We start from the raw sequence: 16,459 nt of genomic DNA on the forward strand, positions 1-16,459 counted from the left end.
TTAGTGAAGTGTATAAGATTCTTCGTTCCGCTCAGAATGACAATAATATTTTAGGAATTTGAACAGTTCTACCTAAATCAGCAAATCAAAAAATCATCTGCATATCTGCACATCCGCATATTTGCACATCTAAATGCATCCGTCTAAAACGGCATTCCTATCCCGAAGTTTAGCTGCATAAAGTTGTAGGTGTCGCCTACGGGTTGTCCGTTGATCAAGCCGGTTCTGTTGGCATCCAGGTAAGCTTTCTTAAATGCGCCCGGGCGGAAAAGCTCGTCAGCGTGTTTGAGCAACACCCATTGATCTGAGCCGTCAAATTGAGGGTCTTTAAACTTAAAGGCAGCATCTAACCTGAATACGAAGAAGCTTACGTCGAAACGCAAACCGGTACCAATGCCAATAGCGGTTGATTGCAGAATGTTGTTGAACCTAAATTCGCCATTAGGATTATCAGGGTCTTTATGTAATCGCCAGATGTTACCGGCATCAACAAATACAGCCCCCTTTAATTTCGAACCAAAAAAATCATTGATTAGCTTGTAGCGATACTCGGCATTAGTGATGAATTTGACTTCGCCAAACTGATCGATGTATTTTAAACGGCTGCGCAATGTTGTATCGCCGCCATAAGCAGTACCCCGGTTAAACTGCCCCGGACCTAAAGTACGGGGTAGCCACGCACGCATATCGTTAGCGCCGCCAGCATAAAAGTTTTTCTCAAATATCAATTGATTGCTGTTACCATAAGGCACGCCTAAACCCGGATTAACCCGGAAAATAAACTGGCGCTCGCCACCAAAGCTATGGTAATATCTAAAGTCTATCTCGGCCCTTGTGTATTGGGCAAAGGTATAACCAAACAAAGTGCGTTTACCTAATGTGTCTTTCTTAGTATTAGCTAAATTAGAAACAGCCGATAAAAAATTGCCGCCAACATCCAACGATCCTTTAAAATAGGTAAAGTTATGGTAGCTGTTTAACAAATTGCCGTTTACCTGATAGGTGTACTGACTACCGGTTGTAAAAATGGTACGGCCAATCAGGTATATATACGAATAGCGATTTTGTTGCAGCAATAATTGATAAGCAACCGGGTCGATAGTGCCTTTAGAGAACTCTATGTCTATTGGCGTTATGCTGTGCACTTTATTGGCCGTCTCCAGGAAATCGTAAGTTATGGAGTTTACAAAACTGGTGCGGGTAACTAATCCCTTTTGGAAAAATAAAGAGTAGTTGGTAGACAGCGTAGTATGCGGCACCCCATATTTACCCGGTTTCGCAATGGTAAAAGGTGTAAGTAACCATGGATAGATCAGGCTGGCGCCTATTTTAAAATCCTGATTCTCTATGCTGCTGGCATTGGCAGATGCCGTGGTGCCGTTATCATATAAAACGCTTAGGTTGAGCTTTATCTGGAGCGTTACTGCGCGTTTAAAAATATTTCTGTCGGTAAATGTATTGCCGATATTGTAACCATACCGGCCATCGGCAAACAAAAACTCACCTTCTACCCGGTCAGACATTCGCTTAAGCGGCACCAGGTGCAGCACCGTGTTTAAGCGATTGGTACTATCAGATGTTTTTTGGTATTCAGGATTGGGTACGTTTCTAAAAACATTAAGCTCAGACAGGCGCGAGGTGGTAGCCGTTTGCATGTCAGAATTATAGAGGTCGCCTTTTTTCTGCAACACGTAATCAACCACCGGATGTGGTTTAAACCGGTGCGAATAATCAACAAATTTAAACTGCGAATCTACCTTGATGGTATCTGCCTTGCCGGTCATCTTATCATAACTGTTTGATATGGTAACCAGCGTATTATTCATTTTGTAGATGGGGTGCTCGGTTTTATCTGCCGGATTGTCTATAAAAAGCGTTAAATCAACCACACCACTGTTATAGGTCGAATCGACTGTGAAATTGATATACTGCCGGTAAAAATCATAATAGCCATTACGTTTCATCACCTGGAAAAATGCATCGCGATCATAAGCTAAGCTATCGGTATCAAACCGGCCGCCAGGTTGTAAATGCGAAAAGTCTGTACGCGCTTTACGGTACAGCCCGCGCACTTTTGCATCGGGAATACTATCCTGTATTTTGCGGATTCTGAATAATGGGCCCTGGTTTACGGTAAAAAGTAAATAAGCGTTTTTCTTTTTGGTGCTGATACTATCGTCAACCTTAGCTTTTAAATAGCCCTTACTTTGGATGAATTTTTCAATTTGAACGCGCGAAAACTCAACCAGGCTGCTATCCAGAATAGCGGGCGGCTCGCCTATGTTCCTTTTGCCATTTTTATTGAACCAGTAATATAGCTGGAGATTAAATTTGTTATTGGGCTGCTGTTGTTTGTCGACAAAATTGAGGGCCTGCTCCACAAAGTCTTTATTCATCCCTTTGATGGTGACTTTGCGCACCAGTTTTTCATTTCCTTTAAGTCCGCGTGTTAAACTGCAGCCTGAGCCTATAAAAAGCAGAAGAATACTTATTATTGCAATACGGTATTTAGTGGTGCCTATATATGCTTTCAAAATCAAATATCAGTTTCTTACAGTCCTTACAGCAAAAAAAGTTTCGCAGGGAACATGGCTTGTTCTTAGTTGAAGGCTTTAAATCTGTAAGCGAATTTGTTAATTCGGCTTACCAGGTTCAAGCTGTTTACTATACGGCCGCCATGGCCCCAAAAATGCTCAATTTATCGCAGAAAATAAACTCATTAGAGATATCATCTGCCATAATTGAAAAAATAAGCGCCTTAAAAACCCCCGCCGACGTTGTGGCTACAGTAAGTATACCCCAATGGCCGGCCTTAGTTCATGCTACCCTTAACAAAAAATTCTCCATTGTGTTGGATGGTATTCAAGATCCGGGTAATATGGGCACCATTATACGCACTGCCGACTGGTTTGGAATTAAAAATATTATCTGTTCTGAGGACTGTGTAGAGGTATATAATCCGAAAGTTGTGCAGGCCACCATGGGTTCGCTGTCAAGGGTGAACGTGCAATACGCTAATTTGCAGGATATGCTTTCCAAAACCAAACTGCCGGTATATGGCGCACTGCTGGACGGCGAAAATATTTATAACACCAATTTTGGCACGGAAGGACTAATTGTAATGGGTAACGAAGGCAACGGTTTAACCGAAAAAGTAAAGGCATTGGTAACTAAAGCAATCACCATTCCGCGGGGTGGTGAAGCTGAATCACTGAACGTTGCCATTGCCACGGCCATTTTTTGTTCAGAAATAAGCAGAAATAACCTTAAATAAATCTTGATAGGCAACAAATAATTACTATTTTTGCAGTCCTTAAAAATGGTCGGGTGGCCGAGTGGCTAGGCAGAGGTCTGCAAAACCTCCTACAGCGGTTCGAATCCGCTCCCGACCTCACAGGGTTAACAAAGACATTAAAAATAAAGATCATGGGCGTAACACGTTTAAAAAGAAAAGATAGAAGAAACAAAACCTTCTCAAGATTAGAAGTTCAGTTTTTAAAGAACGCTACTAACCTGGAAGCAGGAAGCCGTTCTCACGACTCAGCCAAAAGCCAAATCAACATCAATAATGTTGCTTTAGCTCAAGCTGCTGCCGCTCTTAAAGCTTAATTTTAAGATATTTAGCTATAAAAAAATCCCGCTGGTAATTTACCGGCGGGATTTTTTGTGGAATAATGTTTTTGATGTAGAGACGCAATATTTTGCGTCTCTTTTTGCAGTGCCTCGTTATGCGTGAGCTATATTTGCATGGCGGGAGACGCAAAATATTGCGTCTCTACGGTTATTGTTTTAACAATTTCTTATTGATCTTCTTAATCAACCCTGGCCCTTCATAAATAAAACCAGTATACAATTGCACTAACGATGCACCTGCCTCCAATTTTTCCAAAGCATCTTCTGCCGAATGTATGCCGCCTACACCAACAATTGGAAATGAACGGTTAGACTTTTCAGCCAGGTAACGTATCACTTCTGTAGATCGTTTAGTTAACGGCGCACCGCTTAAGCCGCCGGCTTCTTCTTTGAGTGTGGGATCAGATAGCGATGATTTATCAATCGTTGTATTGGTAGCGATAACCCCGGCTATTTTAGTTTCCTGGACGATTTCAACAATATCATTTAATTGCTCATCCGTTAAATCCGGCGCTATTTTTAGCAGGATGGGTTTACTCGCCCCGTCTTTATTATTTCGCTGTTGCAACGTGTTTAAAATAGCCATCAGCGGCTCTTTCTCTTGAAGTGCGCGTAAACCCGGTGTGTTGGGCGAGCTGACATTTACCACAAAATAATCTACCACATCAAACAGGCGGTCAAAGCATTTAATATAATCGCTTACCGCGTCCTCATTAGGGGTGTTTTTATTTTTGCCGATATTGCCGCCAATGATCAATCCTTTGTGGGCAGCCGGCATCTTTTTGCGATAAGCGGCTATGCGCTCTGCCACCACATCAACACCCAGGTTATTAAAACCCATGCGGTTAATAATGGCCCTATCGGCCGGACTGCGAAACATCCTCGGTTTAGGATTGCCGGGTTGGGGCAGGGGAGTTACCGTACCCACCTCAATAAAGCCAAAGCCCAGGTTAGCCATTTCGCCTATCACTTCACCATTTTTATCGAAACCCGCGGCGAGCCCAACCGAATTAATAAACTTTAAGCCAAAAACTTCTTTTTCTAACCGGTGGTCTTTGATGTCCCAAATCGCCCTGCTTAAGGCAGATCCCCCCGGGAATTTATTAAAACGTTTTAAATTGCGGGTTACAAAATAGTGGATGTTTTCGGGGTCGAACTGGAAGAAGATGGGTTTGATCAACTGGTACATGCGGCGAAGTTAGCAGTTTTAGTGCTGACCTTAAATAATTAAGTTGGTGTTAGATTTGATTTTTTAAATAAATCTGTAAATTCGGTCAATCCGTTCAGGAATCGACCAGTTTTAAACTTATGGAAAATCAGGCTAATAATCGTCGCAGTTTTATCAAGAACGCATCAATAGGTACTATAGCTGCCATCAGCATTCCTCAAATTGTTTCGTCGGCAATGGCTGCTGCGCCAAAGGGCAAAAAAGTAAGTATTGATCAGGGCGATGTAATTTTGTTCCAGGGCGATTCTATAACCGACTCCGGGCGTGGTAACCGTAACGCGTTCTCGGCAAATAATGCAGGCGCTCTGGGCGATGGCTATGCTTTGATAGCTGCCAGTCAGTTGTTAATGAACAATGCCGGCAAGGACCTCAAAATTTACAACAAAGGCGTAAGCGGCAATAAAGTGTTTCAACTGGCCGATCGTTGGGACGCCGATACCCTGGCCATTAAGCCTAACATACTGAGTATTCATATTGGCGTAAATGATTACTGGCATACCCTCACCAATGGCTATACCGGTACGATAGATAATTACATCAGCGATTATAAAAAATTGCTCGACCGTACCAAAGCGGCCCTGCCCAATGTAAAACTAATCATCTGCGAACCGTTCGGTGTGCTGGGCGTAAAATCAGTAACCGATGCCTGGTATCCAACTTTCAACCTATTCAAAAAAGCTGCCCGCGATATAGCCGAGCAATACGACGCGCCTTTTGTGCCTTACCAAGCCGCTTTTGATAAAGCCATAACCCAGGCCCCGCCCGCTTATTGGACAGGTGACGGCGTGCACCCTTCTGTTGCAGGCGCTGCGCTGATGGCGCATACCTGGCTGGAGGCGGTGAAGGGGTAATCCTATCCGTAGAGACGCAATATTTTGCGTCTGCCGGCGAGCGGTAAAAAAGACGCAAAATATTGCGTCTCTACATCGTCTCATTGTGCTTCTTATTGCCTGGTTAACTTCTAATAAACTAATCACCAATCACACTTTAAAGCGCCACGCAAAAACCGTATCTTTGCGCGCAAATGATTGCTATAAATAACCTTACGTTCGAGATTGGTGCGCGGGCATTATATGACGAAGCCAACTGGCATATTAAACCGGGAGAAAAAATAGGCCTGATAGGCGCTAACGGAACCGGAAAAACCACCCTCTTAAAAATTATTACCGGCGAGTATGCCCCAACATCGGGCACCATATCAATGGCTAAGGACCTTACCATGGGCTACCTTAACCAGGATTTGCTGTCTTACTCGTCCGACAAAAATATTGTGCATGTGGCTATGGAGGCTTTTGAGCGCCAAAACCAACTGCATGACGAGATAGAAGTACTGCTTAAAAAGCTGGAAACCGATTACTCCGAAGACCTGCTGCACAAACTTAGCGACAAGCAACACGAGTTTGAATTATTAGATGGCTATAACATCGAATACAAAGCAAAGGAGATCTTAGCCGGTTTGGGTTTCCTGGAGTCGGATAATGAGCGTAAGCTAAGCACCTTTTCGGGTGGATGGCGTATGCGCGTAATGCTGGCCAAAATTCTGTTACAGGCACCTGATATTTTGTTGCTGGATGAGCCTACCAACCACTTAGACTTACCGTCTATCCAATGGCTGGAAGATTATTTGAAGGCGTTTTCTGGTGCTATCATCATCGTATCGCACGATAGATGGTTTTTGGATAAGGTAATTAACCGTACGGTCGAGTCGCGCAAGGGCAAGCTGAATGTTTATGCGGGCAACTATTCTTTCTATCTGGAAGAAAAAGCTTTACGTGCCGAGATTCAACGCGGTGAGTTCAAAAATCAGCAATCAAAAATAAAACAGGAGGAGCGTTTGATCGAGCGTTTCCGTGCCAAGGCTTCAAAGGCAAAAATGGCGCAATCGCGTATCAAAATGCTGGATAAGATGGAGCGTGTTGATGATGTGGATGATGATAACCCTGAAGTTAACTTCAGCTTTAAATTCAGCAAGCAATCCGGTCGCCATGTGGTGACGCTGGAGCACATCACCAAAAAATATCCTACAATTGATATCCTGGATGATGCCGAAGCTATTATTGAAAAAGGTGATAAAATAGCACTGATCGGTGCTAACGGTCGTGGTAAATCAACCTTACTACGTATCATAGCCGGTGCCGATCATGAATTTGAAGGTACCTCACTAACCGGCCATAACGTTACGCAAACTTTCTTTGCGCAGCACCAGTTAGAGAGCTTGCACCTTGAACACCAGATCTTACAGGAGTTGCAGTCATTCGCACCGAAACATACCGATACCGAATTGCGCTCTATTTTAGGTTCGTTTCTGTTTACAGGCGATGACGTATTTAAAAAGATCAAAGTATTGTCGGGTGGCGAGAAATCGCGCGTGGCTTTAGCCAAAGCTTTAACTGCCGACGCGAATTTCCTGGTACTGGATGAGCCTACCAACCACCTGGACATGGCATCAGTAAATATATTGATTCAGGCTTTGCAACAGTACGAAGGTACGGTGATCGTGGTATCTCACGATAGATATTTTCTGGATAATGTGGCTAACAAGATCTGGTTTATCGAAAATCAAAAGATCAAACAATACCCGGGCACCTATGCAGAGTACGACGAATGGTTTGCAAAACGCAAATTAGAGCCAAAAATAGCTTTGCCTGCCGCTCAACCAAAAAAGGAAGAGAAAAAGCCTGAGCCGGTGAAGCAACAGCAACCATCAGAAAATAAACATCAGCAGCTAAAAAAGCTGAACCTGGATCTTTCCAAAATGGAGGAGCAGATCTCCGCTTTAGAAAAATTAGTAAAAGAACTGGAAGCTAAACTGGCTGATGAAAAAATATATAACGCCCCGGCCAAGTTAAAGGAAGCCGACACTGCTTACAGTCAAAAAAATGCCGAGCTTAAGCAAACCCAGCAACAGTGGGAAGAGCTGGCCGAGCAGATCATGGAACTGGAAGCTTAGTTTCTAATCGATAAATAACAAGAAATGCCATCCTGAAAAGGGTGGCATTTCTTGTTTACGGCCAGCTGTAGCAAATAGTATATTTTAATACCTTTATGGCAATCAATTTAAATAAATCTATGCGTTGGCTTAAACATAGTGTAGTTATTTCGTGCCTGGTGTTAATGGTGTTTGCACTTGTTCAATGCAATAGCAAAACCGGTAAGCCCGCTGCCTCAACGCAAGATTTTAGCCCTGCAGATGTAGTTAAGGGGCATGCCCTGGCCGCAAATTATTGCAAGTCGTGTCATCAACTGCCTGATCCATCATTGTTAGACAAAAAAACCTGGGGTAACGATCTGCTGCCGGTTATGGGTACTTATTTGGGTATTAAACGAGGCGGCGGGGGCAACCTGCAGTCCATGGAGAGCGACGAAAGTTATCTGCCAAGCCAACCTGTGGTCGATTCAGCAACCTGGGCACAGATCAAGGCTTATTATATTACCAAAGCGCCGGAACGTCTACCAGCACCAAACCGACCAACACCAATTCATCAGCTGCCTATATTTGATATACAGCCGGCACCGGTGCAATGGGCCTTATCAAAAACACTGGCATCGTACGTTAAAATTGATGAGAGTGTAAAGCCACACAGAATGATTGTATGCGATGGCCTAAATAACAAATTGATCATCCTCGACGAAAATGGGCAAACGCTAAAATCAAACCCGATAGATGGACCGGTTGTCGATCTGCTGTTTCAAAATAGCAAAATTACGGCTACCACCATTGGTCAAAATCTTTGGGCCAACAATTTTAAAAATGGGTTTATTAAAGAGATAGCTATAGATAAAAGCGGAACCTTGACGCAACAACCTCAACCAATCTTCTACAAACTGGGCCGGCCGTTGTCTGTGCAAATAGTCGACCTGAACGGTGACGGCAAGAAAGATTACCTGGTGGCGCAATTTGGTAAAATGGAGGGACGCTTAAGTTGGGTTGAAAAATTACCGCAAGGTTTAAAAGAGCATGTGCTGAGAGATAAGCCCGGTTGCATCAAAACTATCATCACCAAAGGTAAAAATGGCCCGGACATCTGGGCGCTTTTTGCGCAGGGTGACGAAGGTATTTTTCATTACACTAACGACGGTAAAGGCAATTTTACCGAAACAGAGCTGATTAGTTTCCCGCCATCTTACGGTTCCAGCTCATTTGACCTGGTTGATTTTAATGGTGACGGCCATAAAGACATCATTTATACCTGTGGCGATAATGGCGACTACAGCCAGATCTTAAAACCTTATCATGGGCTATACATCTACCTTAATGATGGAAATGATCATTTCAGCAAAAAATATTTCTATCCGATAAACGGTTGCTATAAAGCCATTGCCAAAGATTTTGACGGCGATGGTGATCTGGACATCGCTACCATCAGCAATTATCCGGGAGCGGGTACACCCTGGGAGTCATTCATCTATTTTGAAAATAAAGGCAACTTTAATTTTCAAACCTATACGATGCCTGTAAATACGCCATTTCATAACGGTACCACTATGGATGTGGGCGATATAGACGGTGACGGCAAGCCGGATATACTGTTGGGTAATGGCTATTTTGCAAAAGATACCACCAGGGATGTTAAACAACCGCTTTTTATCGTTCTGAAAAATAAAAGTAAGGGCTTTCGTAAATAATCATACCCTCTAAGTCATCGTGAGCGAGGTATGAGCGTGACGATCTCTGACCGTGCGATCAAAACGGTGTGCCGGAGATTGCCACGCTACGCTCGCAATGACGTACAGGGGAGGGCATATATACCCACCACGTCATTGTGAGCGAGGTACGAGCGTGACGATCCTCTGACCGTGCGATCAAGACGGCGCGCCGGAGATTACCACGCTACGCTCGCAATGACGTATAGTGGAGGGTATAAATCCTCCACGTCATCGTGAGCGAGGTACGAGTGTGACGATCTCTGACCGTGCGATCAAAACGGCGCGCCGGAGATTGCCACGCTACGCTCGCAATGACGTATAGGGGGAGGGTATATATCCTCCACGTCATCGTGAGCGAGGTACGAGCGTGACGATCTAATAGCCAATCCGTCATTGCGTAGTGGCCGCGTAATGACGCCTTTTTTAGAAGATTTGCGCAGAGTAAGAGCGCAATTGGGTCTAACTATTGTTTTATTTGCACCTTATATCAACTGCTTCTGTTTTTTATTAATATTGCCCTATGAGAAAATGTGTTGTATTGCTATTCCTGTTCATTAGCCTTAAAACCCTGGCTCAGCAAACCTATAGCGACAGCGTTTACAATGCGCACATTAAAACGGTGCAGTTTTACAATACAAAAAAGGAAATGTCTTTCCCGGTTATTGTGCTGCAATCGGCAGAGCAAGCTTTATTGACTTTTGATGATCTGCGCGGTGGTACCCGTAACTACTATTATTCTTTAGAGCATTGCGATAGCAAATGGCAACCATCCAACCTGGCTACGGCCGAATTTCTTGAAGGTTTTCAGGATGATAAGTTGTTAGATTATACTTACTCCATCACTACGCTGCAAAAATATACGCATTATGAGCTAAAAGTGCCTAACGATAACATGAAGCCCAAAATATCGGGTAACTACATCCTGAAGGTTTATGAGGATGCCGATCAAACCAAAATGATATTGACGCGGCGTTTGTATGTGTTGAGCAATAAAGTTAGCGTAGCGGCCAGTATTGTGCCTTCAAATGATCCGTCTTTACGGCAAACCAATCAGAAAATCAATTTTCAGGTTGGCTTTGGTGGCTTGATCGTTCAAAATCCAAACACCGATATTAAAGTTTTCGTGATGCAAAATCATCGCTATGAAACCGGCATCTGGAATACTACACCAAACAGCATCCGCGGCACACAACTTATTTATGACGGGATAAATACGAACGACTTTCCGGGTAGGAATGAGTTTCGGCGCTTTGACACACGGAGTCTGCGTTTAAATTCAGAAAGGGTAGGGCACATCTATCGCGATACGGCCTATACGGTTACTTTATTGACAGATCCGCTACGTAACCAGGATGGCTACAGTTTTCAGTACGATAACGACGGCAAGTTCTTTATCATTAATCAGGATGGCAACAATGACGCTAAGCGCGATGCCGATTACGCACATATGTATTTTAGTCTCTTCGCCAATAAAACAGATAAAGAAGGCTCGGCCTACATAGTAGGAAAATTTAACGACTTTAAACTGGATGATAATAGCAAGCTGGAATACGAACCCATTAAAGGCAGGTTTTTTACCAGCCTGTTCTTGAAACAAGGTGTTTATGATTACGAATATGTTTGGGTGGATAAGAATACGGGCTTAGCCGACGACATTCCCATTGAAGGCAATCATTTTGAGACGGAGAACGAATATCAGCTGTTAGTTTATTATCGATCAGTCAGCGGACGGTGGGATGAGCTGGTTGGTTACCGCAGCTTAAACAGCACCAATAAATAATCTGGGTATAAGCAATTGCTTGCGTTTAAATATCAACGCTCATTTATCAGGCAATAGCAAAACTCTGCTTACCTTTAGCCCCAAATGGATAATCAAACCCCGGCGATTGATACTAAGTGGCTCTACCTGTTTATCGGTATAGCTGTTTTGGTGAATTTTAGCGGGTTATTTGTCCCGGTAATTGGTCCGGATGGTACGCTTTACGCCTCCATTGCCAAAACCATGGCTCAAAGTAACAATTTTGTTGACCTGTACGCGTACGGCAAAGATTGGCTTGACAAGCCCCATTTTCCGTTTTGGATAACCGCCTTTTCATTTAAGTTATTTGGTATCAATACCTGGGCCTATAAGTTGCCGGGTATCCTGTTTATGATGATGGGCGCTTTTTATACCTACCTGTTTGGTAAGGCACTTTACAATAAACAAATAGGCTTATGGGCGACATTGATCTTACTGACGGCCCAGCATATTATCCTCTCCAACAACGATGTCCGTGCAGAGCCTTATTTAACGGGACTCATCATTGCTTCGGTTTATCATTTATATAAAGCACAGACTGGCAACAATTATTGGCAACTGCTATTGGGGTGCATTTTTGCAGCCTGCGCGATAATGACCAAAGGCATGTTCGCGTTGATACCGATAGGTGGCGCTATAGTTGGGCATTTAGTTATTACCAGACAATGGAAGCAATTGTTTAACCTGCGTTGGCTGGTAGCTATCGTTTTAGTGCTGATTTTCATCCTGCCCGAGCTGTATTGCCTTCGCCAGCAATTTGATTTGCATCCTGAGAAGCTGGTGTTTGATAAGCATGGCGTATCCAGCGTTCGATTTTTCTTTTGGGATAGCCAGTTTGGGCGCTTTTTCAATACCGGCCCTATTAAAGGCCATGGCGATCCTACTTTCTTTATCCATACCACGCTTTGGGCCTTTTTGCCCTGGTCGTTATTGTTATTTGTGGCGATATTTCAGTTCATTAAAAAAGGCAGTAAGCAGGTTCGGGCTACAGAATGGTTTTGTATTTCTGGTTCCTTGTTGACTTTGCTATTATTCTCGGCGTCGAAATTTCAGTTGCCGCATTATTTGAATATCGTTTATCCATTGTTCGCCATCATCACTGCGCAGTATTTGTATCATGTGCAGCAGGTTAAAAGCATTCGGGCTATCCGCGCTGCTCAAACGGTCATTGTTGTATTATTACTGGTAGTGATTGGTGTGCTGCATTATTTCTATCGGCCAGAAACCTTGACGGTACTTATCGGCCTATGCCTGTTGATCTTATTTATAGCATTGATCTTTTTACCGCAAGCCATCGCTGATAAAACAATATCCAAAATAGTGCTACGCACTTTGCTGGCATCCTTCTTTATCAATATCTATTTAAATACGGTTTTTTACAGTTCACTTTTAAAATACCAGGCCGGTAGTGAGGCTGCGATGTGGATAAATCATAACAACCCGCAGCATTTGCCGGTGGTGCAGTTGAATGATGAGTATGTGTCGTCAGTAAATTTCTATATAGACAGCCCGATCATTACTATCGTCGACGACAATCCCAAAAACTATCCAACCCAACCGTTTATTCTTTATGCTACGGCCGCCAGAATCAAGCAACTGGGGGAACTGGGATGGCAAATTAAGCGGGTAAAATCTTTCGAGAGATATTGGGTGAGCCGGTTGAAACCAAAATTCCTGAACAAAGCAACCCGCGCCCAACAGCTTACCGAAATGCAAGTGGTGATGATTGATCCTGCTATTAAAACATCACACTAAATAAGTGCATGTTATCTTCAAAGTTATAGGTTAGCTTATAACCATATTGCGTACAAATATTTTTGGCGATAGTGAGGCCCAACCCGGTGCCGTCCGAGTTTGCGCCGCGTTTAAATCGTTCAAAAATCTCCTGGTCGTTTAACTTAACAGCGCCACTATTTTGAAATGTCAGCGCGCGTTGGGTAAGCCTTATATACAGTTTACCTTGCGGCAGATTATGTTTAATGGCGTTATTGAAGAGATTGTTCACCAATATTTCAATCAAATAGCGACTGGCCGTAATCGGTTTGTCCTCTAACAGATCTATTAACTCAATGCCTTTGCTTTGGGCCAGTTCTTGTAATTGATGCTCTTTTTCGAGAATCACCTCCTTGATATTAAATGTGCTTTTATCGTCTATCAGATCATTATCAATCTTAACCAGTAATAAAAGCGACTGGTTTAATCGCGATAACTTATTTGCGGCGGTATAAATGCCGTTGATCTGTGCAAACTGATCGGCCTTTAGTTGTTCGTCCTGAATCAGCGTATCCAGCTTTGAAGTGATAACAGCAATAGGTGTCAGCATTTCGTGCGAAGCGTTTTCTGTAAATGCCTTCAAATTCTGGTAATCGGTTTTCACCCTTGTCGACATGACAGATACCGCATCATTCAATTCTTTAAATTCGTCGATGTTGGTGTCGTACGACTTGATATTGTTGGTGTCGGCTACGTTAAAAGCTTTCAGTTGCTGTAGTATGCTATAAAAAGGCTGCCAGATACCGCTAAAAACATAACGATTGGTGAGCGATAAAATAACCAGCAAAAATGCGGTGAGCAAAATGGTGATGCCAATTACCAGCTGCGTTATGTTTTCTGATGCTTCTTTGGAAATTGCGACCTCGGCAAGATAACTCTTACCCCGTAAAGTAATTGAGGTTTGCACAGCCCTGCCCGGTTCGGTTTTATTATTGCGCTTTTTATGGTAAGGTGTATCGTAAAAATTAATCCCGGCCACTGGCTCATTAGTGAGCGTAAATGCGGTTTGGTCCCCTTCAAAATCCAGGGGCAAGGGCAGGCGCTGGTTAGTTTTTACAAAGTCGCGAATCTCTGTTAATTCCTCCATCAAATCATGATCAAGCTGTTTATTAACAATGTAATTAATAAAGGTATAATAGGCTGTGCCCGCAATCAATAACACAATTACGGTGATGATTAAGGTGGCCCGGTTATATCGCCTGGTTAACTTCATAGCTTATATAAATTTGTAGCCAACGCCATAAATTGCTTTGATATAATCTTTGTGAGCAGCTTCCATCAGTTTTTTGCGGATGTTTTTGATATGGGTGTAGATAAAATCGAAGCTATCTGCCAGATCAATTTCATCACCCCAAAGGTGTTCGGCTATAGCGTTTTTGGATATAACTTTACCTTTGTTGGCAATAAAATATAACAGCATATCATATTCCTTACGGGTAAAGATGAGATCGATAGAATTAACTTTTACCTCGCGTGCAGCTAAATCGATATTAATCAGATCATGAACCAATAAATTATTGGTGTTAAATGCCTTACGGCGATAAATAGCATCGATCCTTGCTTTTAATTCTGCCAGGTGAAAAGGTTTGATCAGGTAATCATCCGCACCCAAATTCAATCCTTTGATCTTGGTGTCGAGCGAATTGCGGGCAGAGATAATGAGCACGCCTTCATTCTTTCCATTAGCTTTCAAGTGTTCCAATACTGCAAAACCCTCGCCATCTGGCAGGCCTATGTCCAGCAGTATACAATCGTAATCGTACAAAGAAATTTTACTGATAGCGCTATCTAAAGTGCCGCAACTTTCGCAAAGCACGCCGGCTTCGGTAAAGTATTTTTCTATGCCTTCGCGCAGTCCCGGCTCGTCTTCGATGATGAGTAATTTCAAAAGAATGTTATTTAGATAAAATTACGAATACATTTTGAGTAAAATTTGAAGAAGCCCCACCAAAATAAAGCCTATTTTTGCCGCGCAATGGATACTTCAATAAAAGACAAATACGACAGCATAATTTTTGATTTGGACGGTACGCTTTGGGATAGTTCGGCTAATGTAGTAATAGCCTGGCAAACCGCTAAAGAACAGGTAAACTATATTAGAGAAGACTTTACCCGCCCCATGATCCATTCTATAACCGGGATGACCTATAAAGCCATCTTCGAAACTTTACTGCCTTACTTAAATGAAGAGCAGCGCGAAGAATTTAAAGCTATTGCCGGCAAATACGAACTGGAGATTTTATACGAACGTGGCGGCGAGCTTTATCCGGGTTTAGAAGACATGCTAAAACAACTCTCGGCAAAATACAAACTGTTTATAGTAAGCAACTGCCAAAGCGGTTATATCGAGGTTTTCTTTAAGATCAGCGGGTTTGAAAAATATTTTATGGGCCATCAATGTTACGGTACCAAAAATCAGCCGAAAGCCGAGAATATTATTGATATCATTAATGATCATGATTTAAAAGCTCCGGTATATATAGGCGATACTTTGGGCGATTACAATGCCGCAACCAAAGCCGGCGTACCTTTTATTTTTGTAGATTATGGTTTTGGCAAGGTTGACGAAGGGCCGGTGGCTACTGCATCGTCGTTAACTGAACTGGCCGAAATATTATAGCTGCAAACCTTTCAACCCGATAATAGGTTTAATCAATATAACATTATCGATATGAAAATTACTAAATACCTGCATTCTTGTTTAGTTTTTGAGTTAGACGGCTATAAGCTGCTGTTTGACCCCGGTAAGTTTAGTTTTGCTGAAGGAGAGGTAATGCCCGAAATGTTTGGTGATATCAATGCAATCATTATCACACACATTCATCCTGATCACCTGGATACTGACAATCTTAAAAAAATTGTAGAACTAAGCGATGCGCCGGTTTATACCAATGCCCAGGTAGGTATGGCTTTACAAAAAGAAGCTATTGACCATACCATTTGGCAGGATGATACTTATAAATTAGGTCCATTTAAATTGCAGGCCATGACCGTGGCGCATGAATTGATCATGGATAACCCGTTGCCGCAAATGATGGGATTTGTAATCAATGATGCTGTATTGCATCCTGTAGATTCTATGGAAGATGAGCTATTGCGATTTAAGAATATCGAACTATTGATTATGGTAAGTATGGCGCCTTTCGCTAACGAACCGCGAATAGCTGCTTTTGCCGATAAACTGCAACCTAAACAAATATTACCTGTGCACGATGGCTACGCTAAAGAGTTTTTTATTAAACAGCGTTACGAGGCTTATACCAAACACTTTGATAAACAAGGTATTAAATTCCATAATGTTTATAAGGTTGGCGATAATATAACTATTTGATTATTAGTGTATATGCCTGGCAGTTGTGATTAACCTTTCTTAAAGGTTT

The 16,459-nt window shown here is 42.7% G+C and carries 13 protein-coding genes and 1 tRNA gene; 10 read left to right on the plus strand and 4 right to left on the minus strand.

Going from position 1 to position 16,459, the window contains the following annotated elements; translation table 11 throughout:
- Nucleotides 1-143 precede the first annotated feature (143 nt).
- On the minus strand, nucleotides 144-2,534 hold the full coding sequence (locus tag HB679_RS09220) for a BamA/TamA family outer membrane protein (RefSeq protein ID WP_214071671.1): 2,391 nt from the start codon (nucleotides 2,532-2,534) through the stop codon (nucleotides 144-146).
- On the opposite strand from HB679_RS09220, the gene HB679_RS09225 reads away from it, so the two are divergent.
- The 3 genes from HB679_RS09225 to HB679_RS09235 all read left to right on the plus strand — a co-directional run bounded on the left by HB679_RS09225 (nucleotide 2,525) and on the right by HB679_RS09235 (nucleotide 3,609).
- The gene (locus tag HB679_RS09225; RefSeq protein WP_214071672.1) at nucleotides 2,525-3,274 is read left to right on the plus strand and encodes an RNA methyltransferase; all 750 of its coding nucleotides are present in this window, start codon (nucleotides 2,525-2,527) and stop codon (nucleotides 3,272-3,274) included. The two genes, HB679_RS09220 and HB679_RS09225, sit on opposite strands and share 10 nt — an antisense overlap.
- Before the next feature lie 47 nt (nucleotides 3,275-3,321).
- Nucleotides 3,322-3,392: transfer RNA gene (locus HB679_RS09230), tRNA-Cys, on the plus strand.
- 34 nt (nucleotides 3,393-3,426) lie between these two features.
- Nucleotides 3,427-3,609 carry a spore protein gene (locus HB679_RS09235; protein ID WP_214071673.1) on the plus strand — a complete coding sequence of 61 codons (183 nt, stop codon included), beginning with the start codon at nucleotides 3,427-3,429 and terminating at the stop codon, nucleotides 3,607-3,609.
- A 172-nt stretch (nucleotides 3,610-3,781) separates the two neighbouring features.
- Here the strand turns inward: HB679_RS09235 and HB679_RS09240 are convergent, their stop codons facing one another.
- Nucleotides 3,782-4,822: a quinone-dependent dihydroorotate dehydrogenase gene (locus HB679_RS09240; protein ID WP_214071674.1), complete on the minus strand. Its 1,041-nt coding sequence runs from the start codon at nucleotides 4,820-4,822 to the stop codon at nucleotides 3,782-3,784.
- A 119-nt stretch (nucleotides 4,823-4,941) separates the two neighbouring features.
- Here HB679_RS09240 and HB679_RS09245 point away from each other — a divergent pair, with 119 nt between their 5' ends.
- The 5 genes from HB679_RS09245 to HB679_RS09265 all read left to right on the plus strand — a co-directional run bounded on the left by HB679_RS09245 (nucleotide 4,942) and on the right by HB679_RS09265 (nucleotide 13,061).
- Entirely contained in the window at nucleotides 4,942-5,712 is a 771-nt protein-coding gene (locus HB679_RS09245; protein ID WP_214071675.1) for an SGNH/GDSL hydrolase family protein, read from the plus strand.
- A gap of 173 nt (nucleotides 5,713-5,885) precedes the next feature.
- Nucleotides 5,886-7,811 (plus strand): ribosomal protection-like ABC-F family protein, encoded by a 1,926-nt coding sequence (gene abc-f, locus HB679_RS09250; protein ID WP_214071676.1) that lies wholly within the window; start codon nucleotides 5,886-5,888, stop codon nucleotides 7,809-7,811.
- A gap of 95 nt (nucleotides 7,812-7,906) precedes the next feature.
- Nucleotides 7,907-9,487, plus strand: coding sequence for a VCBS repeat-containing protein (locus HB679_RS09255; protein ID WP_214071677.1), 1,581 nt, complete (start codon nucleotides 7,907-7,909; stop codon nucleotides 9,485-9,487).
- 541 nt (nucleotides 9,488-10,028) lie between these two features.
- Nucleotides 10,029-11,288, plus strand: a complete 1,260-nt coding sequence (locus HB679_RS09260; protein WP_214071678.1) for a DUF5103 domain-containing protein — start codon at nucleotides 10,029-10,031, stop codon at nucleotides 11,286-11,288.
- 84 nt (nucleotides 11,289-11,372) lie between these two features.
- Nucleotides 11,373-13,061, plus strand: a complete 1,689-nt coding sequence (locus HB679_RS09265; protein WP_214071679.1) for a glycosyltransferase family 39 protein — start codon at nucleotides 11,373-11,375, stop codon at nucleotides 13,059-13,061.
- Here HB679_RS09265 and HB679_RS09270 read toward each other — a convergent pair.
- Nucleotides 13,045-14,292 (minus strand): HAMP domain-containing sensor histidine kinase, encoded by a 1,248-nt coding sequence (locus HB679_RS09270; protein WP_214071680.1) that lies wholly within the window; start codon nucleotides 14,290-14,292, stop codon nucleotides 13,045-13,047. The genes HB679_RS09265 and HB679_RS09270 overlap by 17 nt on opposite strands.
- Before the next feature lie 3 nt (nucleotides 14,293-14,295).
- Complete coding sequence (locus tag HB679_RS09275; RefSeq protein WP_214071681.1) at nucleotides 14,296-14,967, minus strand: response regulator transcription factor; 672 nt, start codon at nucleotides 14,965-14,967, stop codon at nucleotides 14,296-14,298.
- A gap of 87 nt (nucleotides 14,968-15,054) precedes the next feature.
- Here HB679_RS09275 and HB679_RS09280 point away from each other — a divergent pair, with 87 nt between their 5' ends.
- Complete coding sequence (locus HB679_RS09280) at nucleotides 15,055-15,699, plus strand: HAD family hydrolase (RefSeq protein ID WP_214071682.1); 645 nt, start codon at nucleotides 15,055-15,057, stop codon at nucleotides 15,697-15,699.
- A gap of 51 nt (nucleotides 15,700-15,750) precedes the next feature.
- Nucleotides 15,751-16,410 (plus strand): MBL fold metallo-hydrolase, encoded by a 660-nt coding sequence (locus HB679_RS09285; RefSeq protein ID WP_214071683.1) that lies wholly within the window; start codon nucleotides 15,751-15,753, stop codon nucleotides 16,408-16,410.
- Nucleotides 16,411-16,459 lie beyond the last annotated feature (49 nt).

Source organism: Mucilaginibacter sp. dw_454 (assembly GCF_018449775.1).
Classification (GTDB): Bacteria; Bacteroidota; Bacteroidia; order Sphingobacteriales; family Sphingobacteriaceae; genus Mucilaginibacter.